The following is a 16237-nucleotide window of genomic DNA, read 5'->3' on the forward strand; positions in this document are numbered from 1 at the left end:
TACTTTATCCTATATATATAGAATGTTTGTTGAAGAATGATGTAATGCATCCATCATGAATGTGTACAAGCATCGCCTTCAATATTACCATTATATAACGATTATGTTTTTAAAAGAACTCCATAAAATGAGTACATCATGAACTAATTGGAGGTTGTGGAGTGGATCTATCTAATAGAGATGTGAACTATAATGTTGGGGATATTGTGTATGTTATTTATCGTAATCCACATATACAAAATGTAGCTAATGTACAAGAAGCAGCTATAGTAAGTGATCCTGAAAACCCTAGTCAATTGGCTTTATTTTTATACGATACACATTACCCACTATCAAATGAAGTTGCGGTTTATAGTACTTCTTTTGAAGCAGAACAGGCATATAACCATTATTTTGGCGGAATGGGGGAGGAATGAAAGTCATGAAACCATTCATGCCTCAATTGGTTTATTTTGAACCAAAGTCACTTGAATACCCGTTAGGAAAGATGTTGAAGGATAAGTTTGAGAAACTAGGGGTTGAGATACGTGAAACGACATCACACAATCAAATAAGGAATTTACCTGGTGAAAATCATTTTCAAAAGTATCGTGTCGCTAAATCGACACTAGTCATCGGATTAAGGAAAACATTGAAGTTTGATACATCAAAACCTTCTGCTGAATATGCGATTCCTTTGGCTACTGGGTGTATGGGACATTGTCATTATTGTTATTTACAAACGACGATGGGAAGTAAACCATATATCCGGACTTATGTAAATACAGATGAAATTTTTGAGGCTGCACAACAATATATGGAAGAAAGAGCTCCTAATATTACTCGATTTGAAGCATCGTGTACATCTGACATAGTTGGTATAGATCATTTAACACATACGCTAAAAAGAGCAATTGAATTTTTTGGAGCTTCAAATCTTGGTAATCTTCGATTTGTGACAAAGTTTCACCATGTTGACCACCTTTTGGATGCTGCTCATAATGGAAGAACTAGATTTCGTTTCAGTATGAATGCCGATTATGTAATAAAAAACTTTGAACCAGGAACATCTTCCTTTGAAAAGAGAATTGAAGCAGCAGGGAAAGTGGCAAGAGCTGGCTATCCGCTTGGTTTTATTATTGCCCCAATATATGTTCATGATGGATGGGAGGAAGGGTATAAGGATTTGTTTGAAAGGTTGCATCATGAACTACCAGAAGAGGCAAAAAATGATCTAACATTTGAATTAATTCAGCATCGATTTACAAAGCCTGCAAAAAGAGTAATTCAGCAAAACTATCCTATGACTAAGTTAGAGTTAGATGAAAATAAAAGAAGATATAAATGGGGGAAATACGGTATAGGCAAATATATTTACGAAAAAGACCAGGAACATCTGTTAAAAGAAACGTTGACTGAATATATTGCAAGCTTTTTTCCAAATGCAAAATTGGAATACTTTACGTGATATAGTCGACATATTCATCATTCAATTAAAGCCCACTTATTTGAGTGGGCTTTAACTATTATCATTTGTTGTTTATTCACGTGATTGCAGTCTATATATATGAAAGTGATATATACTTCTTTTCCCGCATCTGACTATTTACTATTCAAGTTGTCGTATATTTGGTAACGGTAATGGAATTTTCTCAGAGGATGAAACAAACTAATAAGTTAAGAGGATTGGGAAAATATTTGAAAAAACCCAATATTTGTGAGAAAATACGCAGAGAGAAGTTAACGGATGGTGACAAAGAATTTGTAAGGGGCATATTGATGAAAGTTAGAGGATTCCTATTGAAGTGAGAGGCGACTACTATTCAACATCGATTATTTTATAGCCATTAAAAGGTGAAAAAATGGAGCTAGTTAGTAACAGTGGCAGCGTTCTGTTCGTTTCTATTGAAGCAATTAAGTTGGTAATGTATTCATAAATTATTAGCAAAAAAGCAGTTTAGTAGTAAATTTAGTGAAGGTTAGTTCGATATTATATTTATAGACGGATTTTTATGACCATACATGTAGATTGTAGACATCTTTGTTCCTTCATGAAAAGACAAATAGCTCAAGAGCGTATTATAAAAAAGTAATAAAACTTCCTTAGGAGGAATATAAGGAGGTCAAAAAGTAAAGGAGGATGAAAATGAATCCGTTCATCTATTTACTATTTTTGTATCCTGTTTGTTTATTGATCATTGCATTGGTATTAAAATACATAATGCGAAACGTTTCATCATCTAATGTAATTATTTTAACCTCTATTTTTTTTCTTTCTAATCTATTAATCTTCTATTTGATCAAAAACGGAGCCCACTCCGTTAAATTTTTTCAAGAAGGACTTTCTATTTTTGCCGGATTAAGGTTAAGACAATGGTTCCGAATTCTCCTGATCCCAAATGTTTTTACGTTAGTTTATACCCTTTTACTATGGGTAGGGTTCCAACTACCGCGACTGTTCCAAGATGGTGAACACAAGCAGTGGAGGACATTGATTTAGTATGCCGTTTTTTTGCGTGCATTTATCAAACCATTACAAAAGAAAGACTTCGAAAAAATGACTCTCCTATGTCTCCACCAGTCGTTCATCCCTCCCATTCAATTTTAAGAAGGAATCTATTTATAAATGTAGAATTACTATTAAAATGGTAAAGGCTGGTGGGATGGAGATAGAGTTTAAGTTATAAGTTATCGAATTAAGATTATTCCTGTATAGAAAAATTTCAATTTTCAATTAATAGGACGTTTAAATAATGACAGATAGGAGCTTATAATGCAAAAATTCAAGAAAATCTTTCAAAATACTGCGTTTGTTAAATTGTTCTTTGCGAATATTACCTCACAGTTGGGGAGTATCATTGGGTTAACTGCTTTTACATTTTATTTACTTGACCGTTTTTCAGAGCAACCGATGTATGCAACACTGACAGAATTAATGTTTTCACTTCCGACTCTCTTCCTCTTTTTTCTTGTAGGAGTTGTAGCTGACAGGCTTGATCGTCAAAAAGTGGCTTATTACTGTGATGTAATTGCTGCTCTATTATCAATTATTCTACTTGGGGCAATTTATATAGGTTGGATGCCACTTGTTTTTGCAGTACTTTTCACCCGTAGTGGATTTCAAAAGTTTTTCTTCCCAGCAGAGCAAGGCTTAATTCAAGGAACGTTATCGAAAGAAGACTACGGAACCGCGGCTGGGTTAAATCAAATGATCGGCAGCATGTTTAATTTATTTGGTACGGGTTTAGGTGTACTAGTCTATTGGGGCATAGGAGTTTATGGTGCTGTTATCATTGATGCCATTTCCTTTATTTTGTCTGGTATCCTAATTAAGATGGGTACCTATTCTAAAAAAGCAAAATCTCCTAACGGAGAGCATTCTTTAAGGGAATTAAATTTGAAGTTTGTATTAACGGATTTTAAAGATGGGTTGCTTTACATATTGCGTCATAAGTTACTCATGGTACTTATCGGAGGATTTGTTGTACTTGGAGTCGTAAATGGTGGCTTGACTGTTATGCCAATCTTTATTTTAAAGTACAAACTAGCACCTAGTTCATATGAAGAATTTGCCATTATCTTTGGAATCGTAATTGGTGCAGGAATGTTAATAGGTAGTGTAATGGCTGCTAATATTGTGCAAAAAATGAAGTTTTATCATTTAATTGTATTTGGCTTAGTTCTTGGTGGAAGTTCCGTTATTTTTTCATCAGTTGTAACGACAGTGTGGCTGTTCTTTAGTATCATGTTTGTTTTAGCACTGGGTATCCCGTTTATTAATGTAGCCATAGGTGGTTGGTTACCAGCTATTATTGATCCAAAAATGATGGGGAGGGTTCAAGGGTGGATAAGCCCATTAATGATGTTAGCTCATTCTGTCACACTAGGATTTATAGCCATTATGTATCCCACATATATGTCGATCGAAATGTTATATTGGATAGTAGGGGCAATGTTACTGTTTGTCGGCATGTTTTATTTCATTGTTCTACCACGCATTAGTGAACAAAAGGAGAACCAAGATTCAACACTATCCACTAGTGTATAAAAAATCACGTTTCAATGTTTCTATATTAATAAACTACTCGCTAAATAATTAATATCGTAATATATATATAATTTTCAAATTATTCATTGACAATGATTTACTTCGGTGGTAATCTTAAGGAAGATTTTAAACAAGGAAGGAGAATTCGTGATGAAAAAGTTAATCATAGTGAAAGCTCAATTTGATCAATTGCATAATCACGAAATCTGCCCTTACTTTTTTTATTAGTTTCTTTATTTCTAATGAATTAAATATACGTGCACAGATTTCGTTGTAAATCTGTGCTTTTATTTTGACATGCTGTCATGCACAGCATGTCTTTTTTTTGTAGAAATAACGTGAAACGAGATGATTATGCTTTATTTGTGTCTCGTAACGAGAGATGTCAATTAATAAAGTGTATGAATGATAAAACGCAATGGATAGAGAACACTTTATTGGAGTTTACAGGGAATCCTGTTTCTCATAGAAAAAATAATGTATTGGAGGAATGAATGAAAATGAACAAAACAGTGAGAAAAGAAAAAATGATTGTACTTGATCTTGATGATGGTTAGTGAGTAGACAACAGGAGTGGAAAGGTGTGATGAAGAATGTTTAGTATTTTTACGAAATTAGCGTGGTTTTTTAAGGAGAATTGGAAGAGGTATAGCGTGGCAATCTTTTTCTTAATTCTTGTAGGTATTTTAGAAGTGCTTCCACCAAGAATTATAGGGATGGCCATTGATGATATTTTTATAGGTGCCTTAACGTCAACGCAATTAACGAAGTATTTACTATACTTAGTCGTTATAACGATGGCAACATATGCTCTTACGTATATTTGGATGTATCAATTATTTGGTGGTTCTCATTTACTTGAAAAGAAGGTCCGGTCAAGATTAATGAGTCATTTATTAAGAATGACTCCTACATTTTACGAGAAGAACCGAACTGGTGACCTAATGGCAAGAGCTACGAACGATTTGCAAGCGATATCGACTACAGCAGGGTTTGGTGTACTTACTTTGGTCGATTCAAGTATTTATATGATTACGATATTAATTACAATGATTGTCTTTGTAAGCTGGGAGTTGACGTTAGTATCCATTCTTCCGCTTCCTATAATGGCGATTCTAATACAAATATATGGAAAGAAGATTCATGCTCGTTTTACAAGTGCGCAAGATGCCTTTGGTGATATGAATGACCGAGTACTTGAATCAGTTGCAGGAGTAAGAGTCATTAGGGCATATGTCCAAGAACGAGCGGATGAAAAGCAGTTTTCTGACATGACCGAAGATGTTTATAACAAGAATATTGAAGTTGCAAAAATCGATTCATTATTTGAACCAACGATTAAAATTCTTGTTGGGCTAAGCTATTTAATAGGGTTAGGCTATGGTGCTTATCTTGTGTTCCATCAAAGCCTTACTTTAGGAGAGCTTGTTTCGTTTAACGTTTACCTTGGCATGTTAATCTGGCCAATGTTTGCGATTGGAGAGTTAATTAACGTTATGCAAAGGGGAAATGCTTCACTTGATCGTGTTCAGGACACACTTTCATATGAAGAGGATGTGAAAAATCCAGTTAATCCCCTTAATGTAAATAATCCATCAACTATCCAATTTAATCATGTAACATTTCAATATCCTTCCTCGAAAGTTCCTAACTTATCAAGTGTTAACGTCCAATTGAAAAAGGGGGAGACACTAGGAATCGTTGGGAAAACAGGAAGTGGAAAAACAACGTTTATAAAACAGTTATTAAGAGAATATCCAGTTGGTGATGGATTATTGTCAGTTGGAGACGTTCCGATTAATCAACAGTTAAAAGCGAAAACACGTGAATGGATTGGTTACGTTCCACAAGATCATGTTTTATTCTCAAGATCCGTTCGAGATAATATTTTATTTGGTTCTGAGGAGAAAACTGATAAGGATTTACAAAAGGCCATTGACTTAGCTGTATTTAGCAAAGATTTAGAGCGATTGCCAGAGAAACTAGAAACACTCGTTGGTGAAAAAGGTGTGGCTTTGTCTGGAGGTCAAAAGCAGCGTATTTCCATAGCGAGAGCATTAATAAAAAATCCAGAAATTCTCATTTTGGACGATTCTCTTTCTGCTGTAGATGCGAAAACAGAAGCAGAAATTATTGAAAATATACGTCATGAAAGAAGCGATAAAACAACCATTATAACAACCCATCGTTTATCGGCTGTTCAACATGCCGATTGGATTATTGTTCTTGATGATGGATGCGTTTCAGAAGAAGGAACGCATAAGGAATTATTACAAAAGGACGGCTGGTATAAAGAGCAGTGGGTCAGACAACAAATTGAAGAAACCACCTTAGAGGAGGTGTCAAGATGAAGGTAGGAAAGCGATTATTTGAATATGCATTACTATACAAAAAAACGATTATTATCGCACTTATCATGCTAACACTTTCTGTAGCTGCGGAGTTAACGGGTCCATTTATTGCAAAAAAAATTATAGACGATCATATTTTAGGAATTGAAGGGACTTGGTACGAGACGAAAGAGGGGAAGGACGCTATTGCTTATCAAAATAAGTGGTATAAACGGTCTGACTATTTAACGGATCAAGAAGAGAAGGGCAAAGCGGTTAGAGTATTACAAGTGGAGAAAAGCTTTTATTTTATCGGTGAAGAGGTTTTGTTTGATGGTAAAAGAAGTTATGAGGATGGGGTGCTAACGATTGAAAAGGCGAATCGTACTGCGACTTATTCAGCACATCGCCTCAATACAGATGAGTTATTGGCATTTTATCAGCCTGAAATTTCCCGCATCGTAAAGCTTATTTTGTTTTATTTTGTCCTTTTGATTGTAGCGTCAATTTTTCACTATGGGCAAAATTTATATTTGAAAACGGCATCTAATCGAATTATACAAAAAATGCGAAATGATATTTTTCAGCATACGCAAACCTTACCAATTCGATATTTCGACACTTTACCTGCAGGAAAAGTTGTGGCAAGAATTACAAATGATACAGAGGCCATTAGGGAATTATATGTGACCGTCTTGTCCACATTTTTTACAAGTGCAATTTATATAAGTGGTATTTACGTGGCGTTGTTTATTTTGAATCCGACATTGGCAACGATTAGCTTAATATTGCTCCCAATTTTATATATTTGGATCATTCTTTACCGAAAATATGCTTCGAAATATAACAAAATTATTCGCTCAAAAGTAAGCGACATCAATGCAATGGTAAATGAGTCAATACAAGGTATGAGCATTATTCAGGCTTTCGGTCGTGAACAAAAAACGGTTAAGGAATTCGATGAATTAAATGAAACTCACTTTAAGTTTCAAAATAAGTTATTAAATTTAAATTCATTAACTTCCCACAACCTTGTAAATATTTTAAGAAATTTAGCCTTTGTTATGTTTATTTGGTATTTTGGTGGAGGCTCCCTTGGCGGTGGAGGTTTTGTCACACTAGGAGTGTTATATGCATTTGTTGATTATATTAATCGACTGTTCCAGCCTGTAACGGGTATGGTAAATCAGTTGGCTAATTTAGAGCAAGCTCTTGTAGCAGGAGAAAGAGTGTTTACGTTACTAGACGAAAAAGGGGTTAAGGTAAGTGATCAATCTATTCCTCGATATAAAGGAAATGTGACATTTCAACATGTTTCCTTTGGTTACAGTGAAAACCATTATGTGCTAAAAGATATTCATTTTGAAGCGAAGCAAGGAGAAACCATCGCTTTAGTTGGGCACACTGGATCTGGAAAAAGTTCTATTATGAACCTTTTGTTCCGTTTCTATGACTGTGATGAAGGGAAAATCCTTATTGATGGGAAGGATATCAAAGAATTTGATCATCAAACGATACGTGAACATATGGGAATTGTTTTGCAAGATCCATATTTGTTTTCAGGTACTATTGCTACTAACGTGACTTTAAACTCTTCAAAAATTTCTCGTGAGAAAATGGAAAAAGCGTTAAAAGCTGTAGGTGCAAATCGTGTGATGACTCATTTAGAAGAGGGGTTAGATACAGAAGTAGTTGAAAAAGGAAGTACGCTATCCTCAGGTCAACGACAGCTAATTTCTTTTGCTAGAGCATTAGCATTTGATCCTGCCATCTTAATTCTTGACGAAGCAACTTCAAGTATTGATACTGAAACAGAATCTATCATTCAGAATGCGATGGAAGTATTGAAAAAAGGAAGAACGACGTTTATAATTGCGCACCGTCTTTCAACGATTAAAAATGCAGATCAAATTATTGTGTTGGATAAAGGAGAGATGATTGAAAAAGGTACACATGATGAGCTAATGAACTTGAAAGGTCGTTACTACCAAATGTATGAGTTGCAGAAAGGCAAAGAGTCTGTTAAGAAGATCTCTTGAACAAACTCCTTTACCATTTAGTAGAAAATTAATATAGCTTCCGAAGTTTGAACTGCACCTCCATTAAGACAACCAGGAGGTGTAGTTTTTAAACATTTTTTAGAAAAAAAGTTCTTATTATCTCTATCTTAAGAAAGCCACCATATGTTCATTAATTTTAAATCTCCTTAATAAGTTATACCGATTCTAGCGTATTCATAATCATGATTCGTTAATAATGAATAGGTAAAATCCGCCGTATCATAAATGGAAATGGAGCTACTGCTTTCAGGAAGTTGATGCTTTTGTACCCGATAATTTCCTTGCCTTTGTCCAGTAGGTAAATAGGTAGGACAAACGATGGACCACTCCATATTGGATTGTTTTAGCATAAAATAAGTTTTTAAATGATCTTTTACAGCCGTTGTCTTTTTTCGCTTTGATTCAACTGTTAAAAATCGGAACGTACCCGGATTGGACCTGGACTGTAAAATACCAGCAGTTCCAATGGTAATAATACGTTTTACGTTGAAAAGGCGCATTGATTTTAAGATGAGTGGCATACTTTTGGATAGAGTACTATTTTGATCTGTTCCTAAACAACTAACAACAATGTCCGATTGGTTCATTGTATTCTGTATGTCCGTCTCATCTAGAACATTTCCTTGAATAACGGAAAGATTGGAAGAACTAATGGTGATTTTTTCCTTATTACGGACGAGAACACGAACGTCATGTCCACCTTGAACCATGTTATCAAGTAGAATGGACCCTACTCTTCCTGTTGCTCCAAATAAACAAATTTTCACGGAAATTCTCCTTTATTTATTAATAATCTAATTTTACAGGAAGAAATCAGCGATCGAAATCTTTTTGATTGACAATTAATAATGATAGTCGTAAGATGACATTTGTATTAATTAATCCGATAAGAATAATGGGGGTTTAAATAATGAAAAAGTGGATACTTACTTTAGGAATTAGTGTAGCTATGTTTGGATTAGCTGCCTGTGGTTCTGGAGATAAAAAAGATGAAGCTACAAGTGATACTGCACTCTATGACAGGGTCATTGAGGATGGAGAATTATTAATTGGAACAGAGGGGACTTATCCTCCGTACTCTTTTCATGACGATTCAGGTGATTTAACTGGTTTTGACGTAGAAATTGCTCGTGAAGTAGCGAAGCGACTTGGTGTAGAAGCAGTATTTAAGGAGACACAGTGGGATGCAATGTTTGAAGGGTTAAATTCTAAGCGCTTTGATATGATTGCGAACCAAGTAGGTATTAAAGAAGACCGTATAGAGAAGTATGATTTTTCGATTCCTTATATTTCTTCCTCTGCCGTATTAGTAACTGCTGAAGATAGTGATGTTACATCATTTGAAGATATTGAAGGGTTAACATCTGCTCAATCTTTAACCAGTAATTACAGGGAAATCGCTGAGGATTATGGTGCAAAGGTCCAAGGAGTAGATGGATTAGCACAAGCAATTGAACTTTTAGCTGCAGGGCGTGTAGATGTAACAATTAATGATAAGCTTTCAATATTAGACTATAAGCAAAAACAACCAAATGCGAAAATTAAAATTGCAGCAACATCTGAAGACGCTTCTGAAAGTGGATTAATGTTTAATCAAGGTAACGATAAATTGGTCGATGAAGTGAACAAAGCGTTAGAGGAAATGATGGAAGATGGAACATATTTAGAAATTTCCGAAAAATGGTTTGGAGAAGATGTTAGGTAGTATTTTTCAAGATCCCGAAAGAATGATGGACATTTTGCAAAGCTCCCTCTTGCCTCTGCTTAAGGGAGCTTTGTATTATTCAATTCCTCTAACAATATGGTCTTTCATTTTTGGGATGATGTTGGCTATCTTAACTGCATTAGCGAGGTTATCAGGAAGTAAATTATTCAGGGGAGTGGCGAGAGTTTACGTTTCCGCCATTCGTGGAACACCACTTCTAGTACAATTATTTATTATTTTCTATGGGTTACCAACGTTAGAAATTGAATTTTTAAAGTTTGATCCCTTTCCGTCTGCTGTCATTGCATTTTCCTTAAATGTAGGGGCATATGCATCAGAAATTGTTCGTGCAGCGATACAGTCGATTCCAAAAGGACAATGGGAAGCTGCTTTTTCGATAGGAATGACCTATCGTCAAGCATTAAGGCGCGTTATACTTCCACAAGCTGCTCGAGTTTCAATTCCGCCATTATCAAATACTTTTATTAGTCTAGTGAAGGATACGTCTTTAGCATCGTTAGTATTAGTTACAGAGCTTTTTCGTAAAGCACAAGAAATAGCAGCCTCTAATTATGAATTTTTATTGATTTATACAGAAGCTGCATTAATTTATTGGGTTATCTGTTTTATTTTATCCATAATTCAAGATCGAATTGAAAATAGACTAGACCGATTTGTAGCGAAATAGAGAGGAGGGAACAGAATGATTTCGATTCGTAATTTGAAGAAAAGCTTTGGTTCTTTAGACGTATTAAAAGACATGAATCTTGAGGTAGAAAAGGGGCAGGTAATTGTACTTATTGGTCCATCTGGTTCGGGAAAAACAACGTTTCTCCGCTGCGTAAACGCTTTAGAAATTCCAAATAGTGGAGTAATTAATGTGGATCAATTGGAGTTGGATTTTGAGAATAAAATTTCTCAAGCAGACATATTGCAACTAAGAAGACAAACAGGAATGGTCTTTCAAAATTATAATTTATTTCCACATAAAACGGCGTTAGAAAATGTCATGGAAGGTCCAATTATTGTACAACGGCGTAGAAAAGAAGAGGTAAGAAAGCTCGCTGTTTCCTTACTTGAAAAAGTTGGTCTAGGAGATAAAATAGATTATTATCCTCATCAATTATCAGGGGGACAGCAACAGCGTGTTGGAATTGCACGTGCACTTGCTATCCAACCTAAAGTTATGTTATTTGACGAACCGACATCTGCACTTGACCCTGAGCTTGTAGGGGAAGTTTTGAAGGTGATGAAAAATTTAGCAGAAGAAGGTTTAACGATGATAGTCGTCACTCATGAAATGAGATTTGCTAAGGAAGCTGCTGATAAAGTCATTTTTATGGACGGAGGATATGTGATAGAGAGTGGGAGCCCTGAGCAACTATTCGAGCATCCTAAAGAAGAGCGAACAAAACAGTTTTTGCAAGTTCTACAATAGAGACCTTGTTTTTCTAACGGGTTGTTAAGTACAATAAATTTAATAGAAACACAAACAAAGGTCTAATTCACAATGAATTAGACCTTTGTTTGTGAAAGTCATTTGCTTAAAATGATTCTGGGTTTCTATTTCTTTTATATTCGCTAATTATGTTGTTCGTTAAATTATTTTTACACTATATAAAATGACTCATGGTGCTCTTTTAACAAGTTATTTAAGAAAATTAATCATCCTACAGGTTTATTTATGCCAAATGTGGAAAAGGGTAAGATAATACATTTTTTAGGGGGTAAACGAGATGGATTATCGTACCGAAAGAGATACACTCGGTGAAGTGAAGGTGAAAACAGACCGATTTTGGGGAGCCCAAACCCAGAGAAGTATGGAAAACTTCAAAATAGGAATTGAGAAGATGCCACTTGAAATCATATACGCTTTTGCCCAATTGAAAAAAGCTTCCGCCATTGTGAACGAAGAATACGGCACTTTGTCGACAAATAAAAAAAATCTGATTGTAAGGGCATGTGAAAACATTTTACGAGGGGAGTTAGACGAACATTTTCCACTAGTTGTTTGGCAAACAGGTAGTGGAACGCAAACGAATATGAACGTAAATGAAGTCATTTCTTTTATTGCTAATCAATTAAGTAAAGAAGAGAGAGTACATCCAAATGATGATGTGAATAGGTCTCAAAGTTCGAATGATACCTTCCCTACTGCGATGCATATTGCAGCATATGATCAAATCCATAAGAAACTTCTCCCCACATTAACTGAATTTGCAGAAGTATTAAAGGAAAAAGAAACTGAATTTATGAAAGTGCTAAAAATTGGTCGAACCCATTTGCAGGATGCTACTCCACTAACATTAGGCCAAGAAATCAGTGGCTGGCGAATGATGATTAAACATTCAACGGCCATGATAGAAGAGAGTAGTCAGCGTTTATTGAATTTAGCGATTGGAGGAACGGCCGTAGGAACAGGAATAAATGCACCTAAGGAGTTCGGAAATAAGGTTGCGAATCAATTAAGGAATCAAATGAGTTATGAATTTATTTCATCTGATAATAAGTTTCACGCCTTAACAAGCCATGATGAAATGGTTTATGTACATGGAGCGATGAAAGGATTAGCAGCTAATGTGATGAAAATCGCCAATGATATTCGTTGGTTATCAAGTGGTCCTCGAAGTGGAATTGGAGAAATCAGTATTCCTGCTAATGAACCAGGAAGTTCTATCATGCCGGGGAAAGTAAATCCGACGCAAAGTGAAGCGATTACCATGGTCGCTACTCAAATATTTGGGAATGATGCCACGATTGGCTTTGCTGCAAGTCAAGGGAACTTTGAGTTGAATGTATACAAACCCGTAATTTTATATAATTTTTTACAGAGTGTACGATTACTAACCGATGGGATTGCATCCTTTACATCTAATTGTATAAAGGGATTGTCGATAAATAAGGAAACCATTGATAAGCATGTAAATAATTCATTGATGCTAGTAACTGCGTTGAATCCTTACATCGGCTATGAGAAAGCAGCTGAGATTGCCAAACTTGCCTTTAAGACTCATTCTACTTTAAAACAAGCTGCTCTTAAGCTAGGTTATGTAACGGATGAGGAATATGATGAATGGATTCAACCGATTAAGATGGTTAATCTGGAAGACGATCAGTAGCATACAAAAGCCCCTGCAAGTATTGCAGGGGCAAGCCATATCATATTTAATTGTATTAATGTTGTTGGTGTCCACCAATTTGTTGCTCTGCCATTTGTACTAAGCGCTTTGTAATTTCTCCACCAACAGAACCATTTGCTCGAGCTGTTGCATCTGGTCCAAGCTGTACACCAAATTCAGAAGCAATTTCATACTTCATTTGATCGATTGCCGCCTGAGCACCTGGAGCCACTAATTGGTTTGAAGAGTTATTAGGTTGTTGTTGCATGTTGTGTCATCTCCTTGTTGTCAGTTATATGGTTGGGTTAGCTGGAATTGCACCAGCGCGCATGAAGCGATCAATTTGTTTGATATAACCCATCGATGAAATGTTGCTGCTGTTACTCTCTATTATGGTATTAGGTGTATATGATTATACAAATAGTCAACGTGGTAATATATTCCTTGTTAGACTTGCGTCAACATACATATTTCTTCGTTTTTCTGAAAAAATAAACAGAAAATGAATTGAAGGATAAATGGTGATGAATATGAAAGTTTGTCCACTCTGTAACGGCTTAAAGCAACCACATATAGTATGCACGACTTGTAACAATGAGATGCAAAACACCGGGCGAATATATGATTTCTTTGATGAGTATAGTGCTTATATGGATATTGAAAGTATGAAGTTAGTTGATGGTGTAACAAGTAGTGGAGAACAGGAGCAGTGTTCGCATCTGTTTTATTGTGACATTTGTAAGGCTTCGTTCATAAAAAAAATTCTATTGGAAGAGTGTTAACATCGTTTCTACATAAATCAAAAAGGCGAGTCAAATTTATTGACTCGCCTTTTTGATTTATGTGTATGTTGAATTAACGGATACGAATTTCTGATTTTTTATCAAAGAAATGACATTTATTCATGTCAAGGGCTAACTCGACAGTGTCACCAGCTTTAATGATTGAACGTGAATCAACACGTGCAACAAATTCTTGCCCATTAATATCTGAGTATAGCATTCTTTCCGCACCAGTTAGCTCAGATACAATAATCTTTGTTTTAATCGTAGAGCCGCGTGAAGAGTCGATGAAAACAGGCTCATCATGCATGTCTTCAGGACGTACACCAAGAATAATTTCCTTTCCAATGTATCCTTGTTCACGTAAAACTTTCATTTTACCTTCAGGAATCTCTAGTGAATTTTCTCCAATTTCAACTGTACCATCCGCTAGTTTACCGCTAAAGAAGTTCATTGCAGGAGAACCGATAAAACCGCCAACAAATACGTTTTCTGGCTTGTCGTATACTTCTTTTGGTGAACCTACTTGTTGAATTACACCGTCTTTCATAACAACAATTCGAGTAGCCATAGTCATTGCTTCTGTTTGGTCATGTGTTACGTAAATAGTGGTTGTTTGTAAACGCTGATGTAGTTTAGCAATTTCTGCACGCATTTGTACACGAAGTTTAGCGTCAAGATTTGATAATGGCTCGTCCATCAAGAATACTTTCGCATCTCGAACAATTGCACGGCCTAAGGCAACACGTTGACGTTGACCACCAGAAAGGGCTTTTGGTTTACGATCAAGGAGAGCATCTAATCCAAGGATTTTAGCCGCTTCATTCACTCGACGTTCAATTTCAGCTTTGTCGAATTTACGGAGTTTTAATCCAAAGGCCATATTATCATAAACCGTCATATGCGGGTAAAGTGCATAGTTTTGGAATACCATCGCGATATCACGATCTTTTGGAGCTGTATCATTCACACGTTTTTCACCAATATAGAAATCACCTTTTGAAATTTCTTCAAGTCCTGCAATCATACGAAGTGTTGTTGATTTACCACAACCAGATGGTCCAACAAACACAATAAATTCTTTGTCCTTTATATGAAGATTAAAGTCTTTTACTGCTGTAACTTCATTATCATAAACTTTGTAAATATTATCTAATTTTAATTCTGCCATTGTCGATTTCCTCCTAGATAGTGTCATCATTTAATTAAGTATATTGTAAACGAAAGCACTTACATTTTCCTATGTTCAATATGCACAAAAAGGTTAATCATCTTTGTGCATATTGCTCGATTGGTGGTGAAATTCATAGTCTAAGCAGGCAAGATAAGCTGTAATACCGCCTTTAAAGCTCTTCAAATTAATTTGTGTTTTTTCAATAAATTTATCAATTCGATATTGTAGACTATTTCGATGCATAAAGAGTTGTTTGGCTGTCAAACTTACATTGGATTGATTTTCAAGGAATCGTTTAATCGTTAATACCATTTCAGGCTCTTCTTTAAAGCCTTGATGGAGAGAAGAGAAAACCGTTTCTTTTTGTGAATTTGAGAGCTGCTTTAACAAATAAACAGGAAAGACCTCTTCGAAGGTTATTACTTTATTTTTGTGCATCGTTGAAAGAGCAAAAGAAAATAAACTCTTTTCTTTCATCATTTCTTCAGATAATCCTTCAGTCAGATGATGTGATTTTCCAAAGAAAAAGCTAAGCATAGTTAAAAAATCACTTTCTAAAACCTGAACAGCTGCTGATAAATCTTCAATTGACATCATGAAATCAGATTTTTTTTCAATGATTAGACCGTATCCTTTCTCATGAAAAAGGACGATAATCTCGCTTGGAAATATATTAGAAAAAGCTTCGACGAGCAACTCCCTGTCCACATACGAAGAAATATGAAAGTGGATAAAACGATATGTTTCACCTTGCTTTGCAGGGAGCAAGGTTGTATCCTCATCAAATAAGAATCGGTACCATTGTGTCTCTTCAGGTGTATAAGAAATAAACGAGGATGGCGTAATAGGTTCTAAAAAGACGGCTAATAGGTCTTTTTCCTCTATTGATAGTACTTCTTTAGGAATCCCAATATAGTGGGGTTCACCTGATACTGTATACCAATGATAATGGTTGTGTTCCTTTCCAGGCATTGCTTTTTGAATTCTTGCATTTGGATATTTTTCCTTCAATTTTTGGAACATGAAAAGCCCCTCTTTAC

General features: G+C 35.5%; 14 protein-coding genes. 10 read left to right on the plus strand and 4 right to left on the minus strand.

Annotated features, from left to right (window positions below; translation table 11 throughout):
- Positions 1–161: 161 nt before the first annotated feature.
- From WAK64_RS04915 to WAK64_RS04935, 5 genes are all read left to right on the plus strand, one after another.
- On the plus strand, positions 162–416 hold the full coding sequence (locus tag WAK64_RS04915; protein WP_336585828.1) for a transcriptional regulator SplA domain-containing protein: 255 nt from the start codon (positions 162–164) through the stop codon (positions 414–416).
- Positions 413–1447: a spore photoproduct lyase gene (splB, locus tag WAK64_RS04920; RefSeq protein WP_336585829.1), complete on the plus strand. Its 1035-nt coding sequence runs from the start codon at positions 413–415 to the stop codon at positions 1445–1447. The genes WAK64_RS04915 and splB overlap by 4 nt, the downstream gene beginning before the upstream one ends.
- A gap of 1305 nt (positions 1448–2752) precedes the next feature.
- Entirely contained in the window at positions 2753–4027 is a 1275-nt protein-coding gene (locus WAK64_RS04925) for an MFS transporter (RefSeq protein ID WP_336585830.1), read from the plus strand.
- A gap of 593 nt (positions 4028–4620) precedes the next feature.
- Positions 4621–6378, plus strand: coding sequence for an ABC transporter ATP-binding protein (locus tag WAK64_RS04930; protein WP_336585831.1), 1758 nt, complete (start codon positions 4621–4623; stop codon positions 6376–6378).
- A complete protein-coding gene (locus WAK64_RS04935) occupies positions 6375–8396 on the plus strand; it encodes an ABC transporter ATP-binding protein (protein ID WP_336585832.1) in 2022 nt (673 codons plus the stop codon). The genes WAK64_RS04930 and WAK64_RS04935 overlap by 4 nt, the downstream gene beginning before the upstream one ends.
- A gap of 167 nt (positions 8397–8563) precedes the next feature.
- Here WAK64_RS04935 and WAK64_RS04940 read toward each other — a convergent pair whose 3' ends face one another.
- Positions 8564–9184 carry an NAD(P)-dependent oxidoreductase gene (locus tag WAK64_RS04940; protein WP_336585833.1) on the minus strand — a complete coding sequence of 207 codons (621 nt, stop codon included), beginning with the start codon at positions 9182–9184 and terminating at the stop codon, positions 8564–8566.
- A gap of 143 nt (positions 9185–9327) precedes the next feature.
- On the opposite strand from WAK64_RS04940, the gene WAK64_RS04945 reads away from it, so the two are divergent.
- The 4 genes from WAK64_RS04945 (at position 9328) to fumC (ending at position 13241) form a co-directional block, all read left to right on the plus strand.
- On the plus strand, positions 9328–10122 hold the full coding sequence (locus WAK64_RS04945; protein ID WP_336585834.1) for an amino acid ABC transporter substrate-binding protein: 795 nt from the start codon (positions 9328–9330) through the stop codon (positions 10120–10122).
- Positions 10112–10810: an amino acid ABC transporter permease gene (locus tag WAK64_RS04950; RefSeq protein ID WP_336585835.1), complete on the plus strand. Its 699-nt coding sequence runs from the start codon at positions 10112–10114 to the stop codon at positions 10808–10810. Before WAK64_RS04945 ends, WAK64_RS04950 begins: the two co-directional genes overlap by 11 nt.
- Positions 10811–10825: 15 nt before the next feature.
- The gene (locus tag WAK64_RS04955; RefSeq protein WP_336585836.1) at positions 10826–11560 is read left to right on the plus strand and encodes an amino acid ABC transporter ATP-binding protein; all 735 of its coding nucleotides are present in this window, start codon (positions 10826–10828) and stop codon (positions 11558–11560) included.
- Between the two features lie 298 nt (positions 11561–11858).
- Positions 11859–13241 carry a class II fumarate hydratase gene (gene fumC / locus WAK64_RS04960; RefSeq protein WP_336585837.1) on the plus strand — a complete coding sequence of 461 codons (1383 nt, stop codon included), beginning with the start codon at positions 11859–11861 and terminating at the stop codon, positions 13239–13241.
- 55 nt (positions 13242–13296) lie between these two features.
- Here the strand turns inward: fumC and WAK64_RS04965 are convergent, their stop codons facing one another.
- Complete coding sequence (locus WAK64_RS04965) at positions 13297–13509, minus strand: alpha/beta-type small acid-soluble spore protein (RefSeq protein ID WP_336585838.1); 213 nt, start codon at positions 13507–13509, stop codon at positions 13297–13299.
- Between the two features lie 256 nt (positions 13510–13765).
- On the opposite strand from WAK64_RS04965, the gene WAK64_RS04970 reads away from it, so the two are divergent.
- Positions 13766–14023, plus strand: coding sequence for a hypothetical protein (locus WAK64_RS04970; protein ID WP_336585839.1), 258 nt, complete (start codon positions 13766–13768; stop codon positions 14021–14023).
- Between the two features lie 73 nt (positions 14024–14096).
- On the opposite strand, the gene WAK64_RS04975 is transcribed toward WAK64_RS04970, so the two are convergent.
- Together WAK64_RS04975 and WAK64_RS04980 are read right to left on the minus strand one after the other, a co-directional pair.
- Positions 14097–15194, minus strand: coding sequence for an ABC transporter ATP-binding protein (locus WAK64_RS04975; protein ID WP_336585840.1), 1098 nt, complete (start codon positions 15192–15194; stop codon positions 14097–14099).
- 93 nt (positions 15195–15287) lie between these two features.
- Positions 15288–16220 (minus strand): PucR family transcriptional regulator, encoded by a 933-nt coding sequence (locus tag WAK64_RS04980; protein WP_336585841.1) that lies wholly within the window; start codon positions 16218–16220, stop codon positions 15288–15290.
- Positions 16221–16237 lie beyond the last annotated feature (17 nt).

Origin of the sequence: Bacillus spongiae (genome assembly GCF_037120725.1) — a bacterium.
In the GTDB taxonomy this organism is placed as follows: domain Bacteria; phylum Bacillota; class Bacilli; order Bacillales; family Bacillaceae_K; genus Bacillus_CI; species Bacillus_CI spongiae.

Excerpts from the sequence above, each read along its gene's own strand:
- WAK64_RS04980 (WP_336585841.1), bottom strand. The coding sequence starts at position 16,220 with ATGTTCCAAAAATTGAAGGAAAAATATCCAAATGCAAGAATTCAAAAA.
- WAK64_RS04965 (WP_336585838.1), bottom strand. The coding sequence starts at position 13,509 with ATGCAACAACAACCTAATAACTCTTCAAACCAATTAGTGGCTCCAGGT.
- WAK64_RS04930 (WP_336585831.1), top strand. The coding sequence starts at position 4,621 with ATGTTTAGTATTTTTACGAAATTAGCGTGGTTTTTTAAGGAGAATTGG.
- splB (WP_336585829.1), top strand. The coding sequence starts at position 413 with ATGAAAGTCATGAAACCATTCATGCCTCAATTGGTTTATTTTGAACCA.
- fumC (WP_336585837.1), top strand. The coding sequence starts at position 11,859 with ATGGATTATCGTACCGAAAGAGATACACTCGGTGAAGTGAAGGTGAAA.
- WAK64_RS04945 (WP_336585834.1), top strand. The coding sequence starts at position 9,328 with ATGAAAAAGTGGATACTTACTTTAGGAATTAGTGTAGCTATGTTTGGA.
- WAK64_RS04925 (WP_336585830.1), top strand. The coding sequence starts at position 2,753 with ATGCAAAAATTCAAGAAAATCTTTCAAAATACTGCGTTTGTTAAATTG.
- WAK64_RS04970 (WP_336585839.1), top strand. The coding sequence starts at position 13,766 with ATGAATATGAAAGTTTGTCCACTCTGTAACGGCTTAAAGCAACCACAT.
- WAK64_RS04955 (WP_336585836.1), top strand. The coding sequence starts at position 10,826 with ATGATTTCGATTCGTAATTTGAAGAAAAGCTTTGGTTCTTTAGACGTA.
- WAK64_RS04935 (WP_336585832.1), top strand. The coding sequence starts at position 6,375 with ATGAAGGTAGGAAAGCGATTATTTGAATATGCATTACTATACAAAAAA.
- WAK64_RS04950 (WP_336585835.1), top strand. The coding sequence starts at position 10,112 with ATGTTAGGTAGTATTTTTCAAGATCCCGAAAGAATGATGGACATTTTG.
- WAK64_RS04975 (WP_336585840.1), bottom strand. The coding sequence starts at position 15,194 with ATGGCAGAATTAAAATTAGATAATATTTACAAAGTTTATGATAATGAA.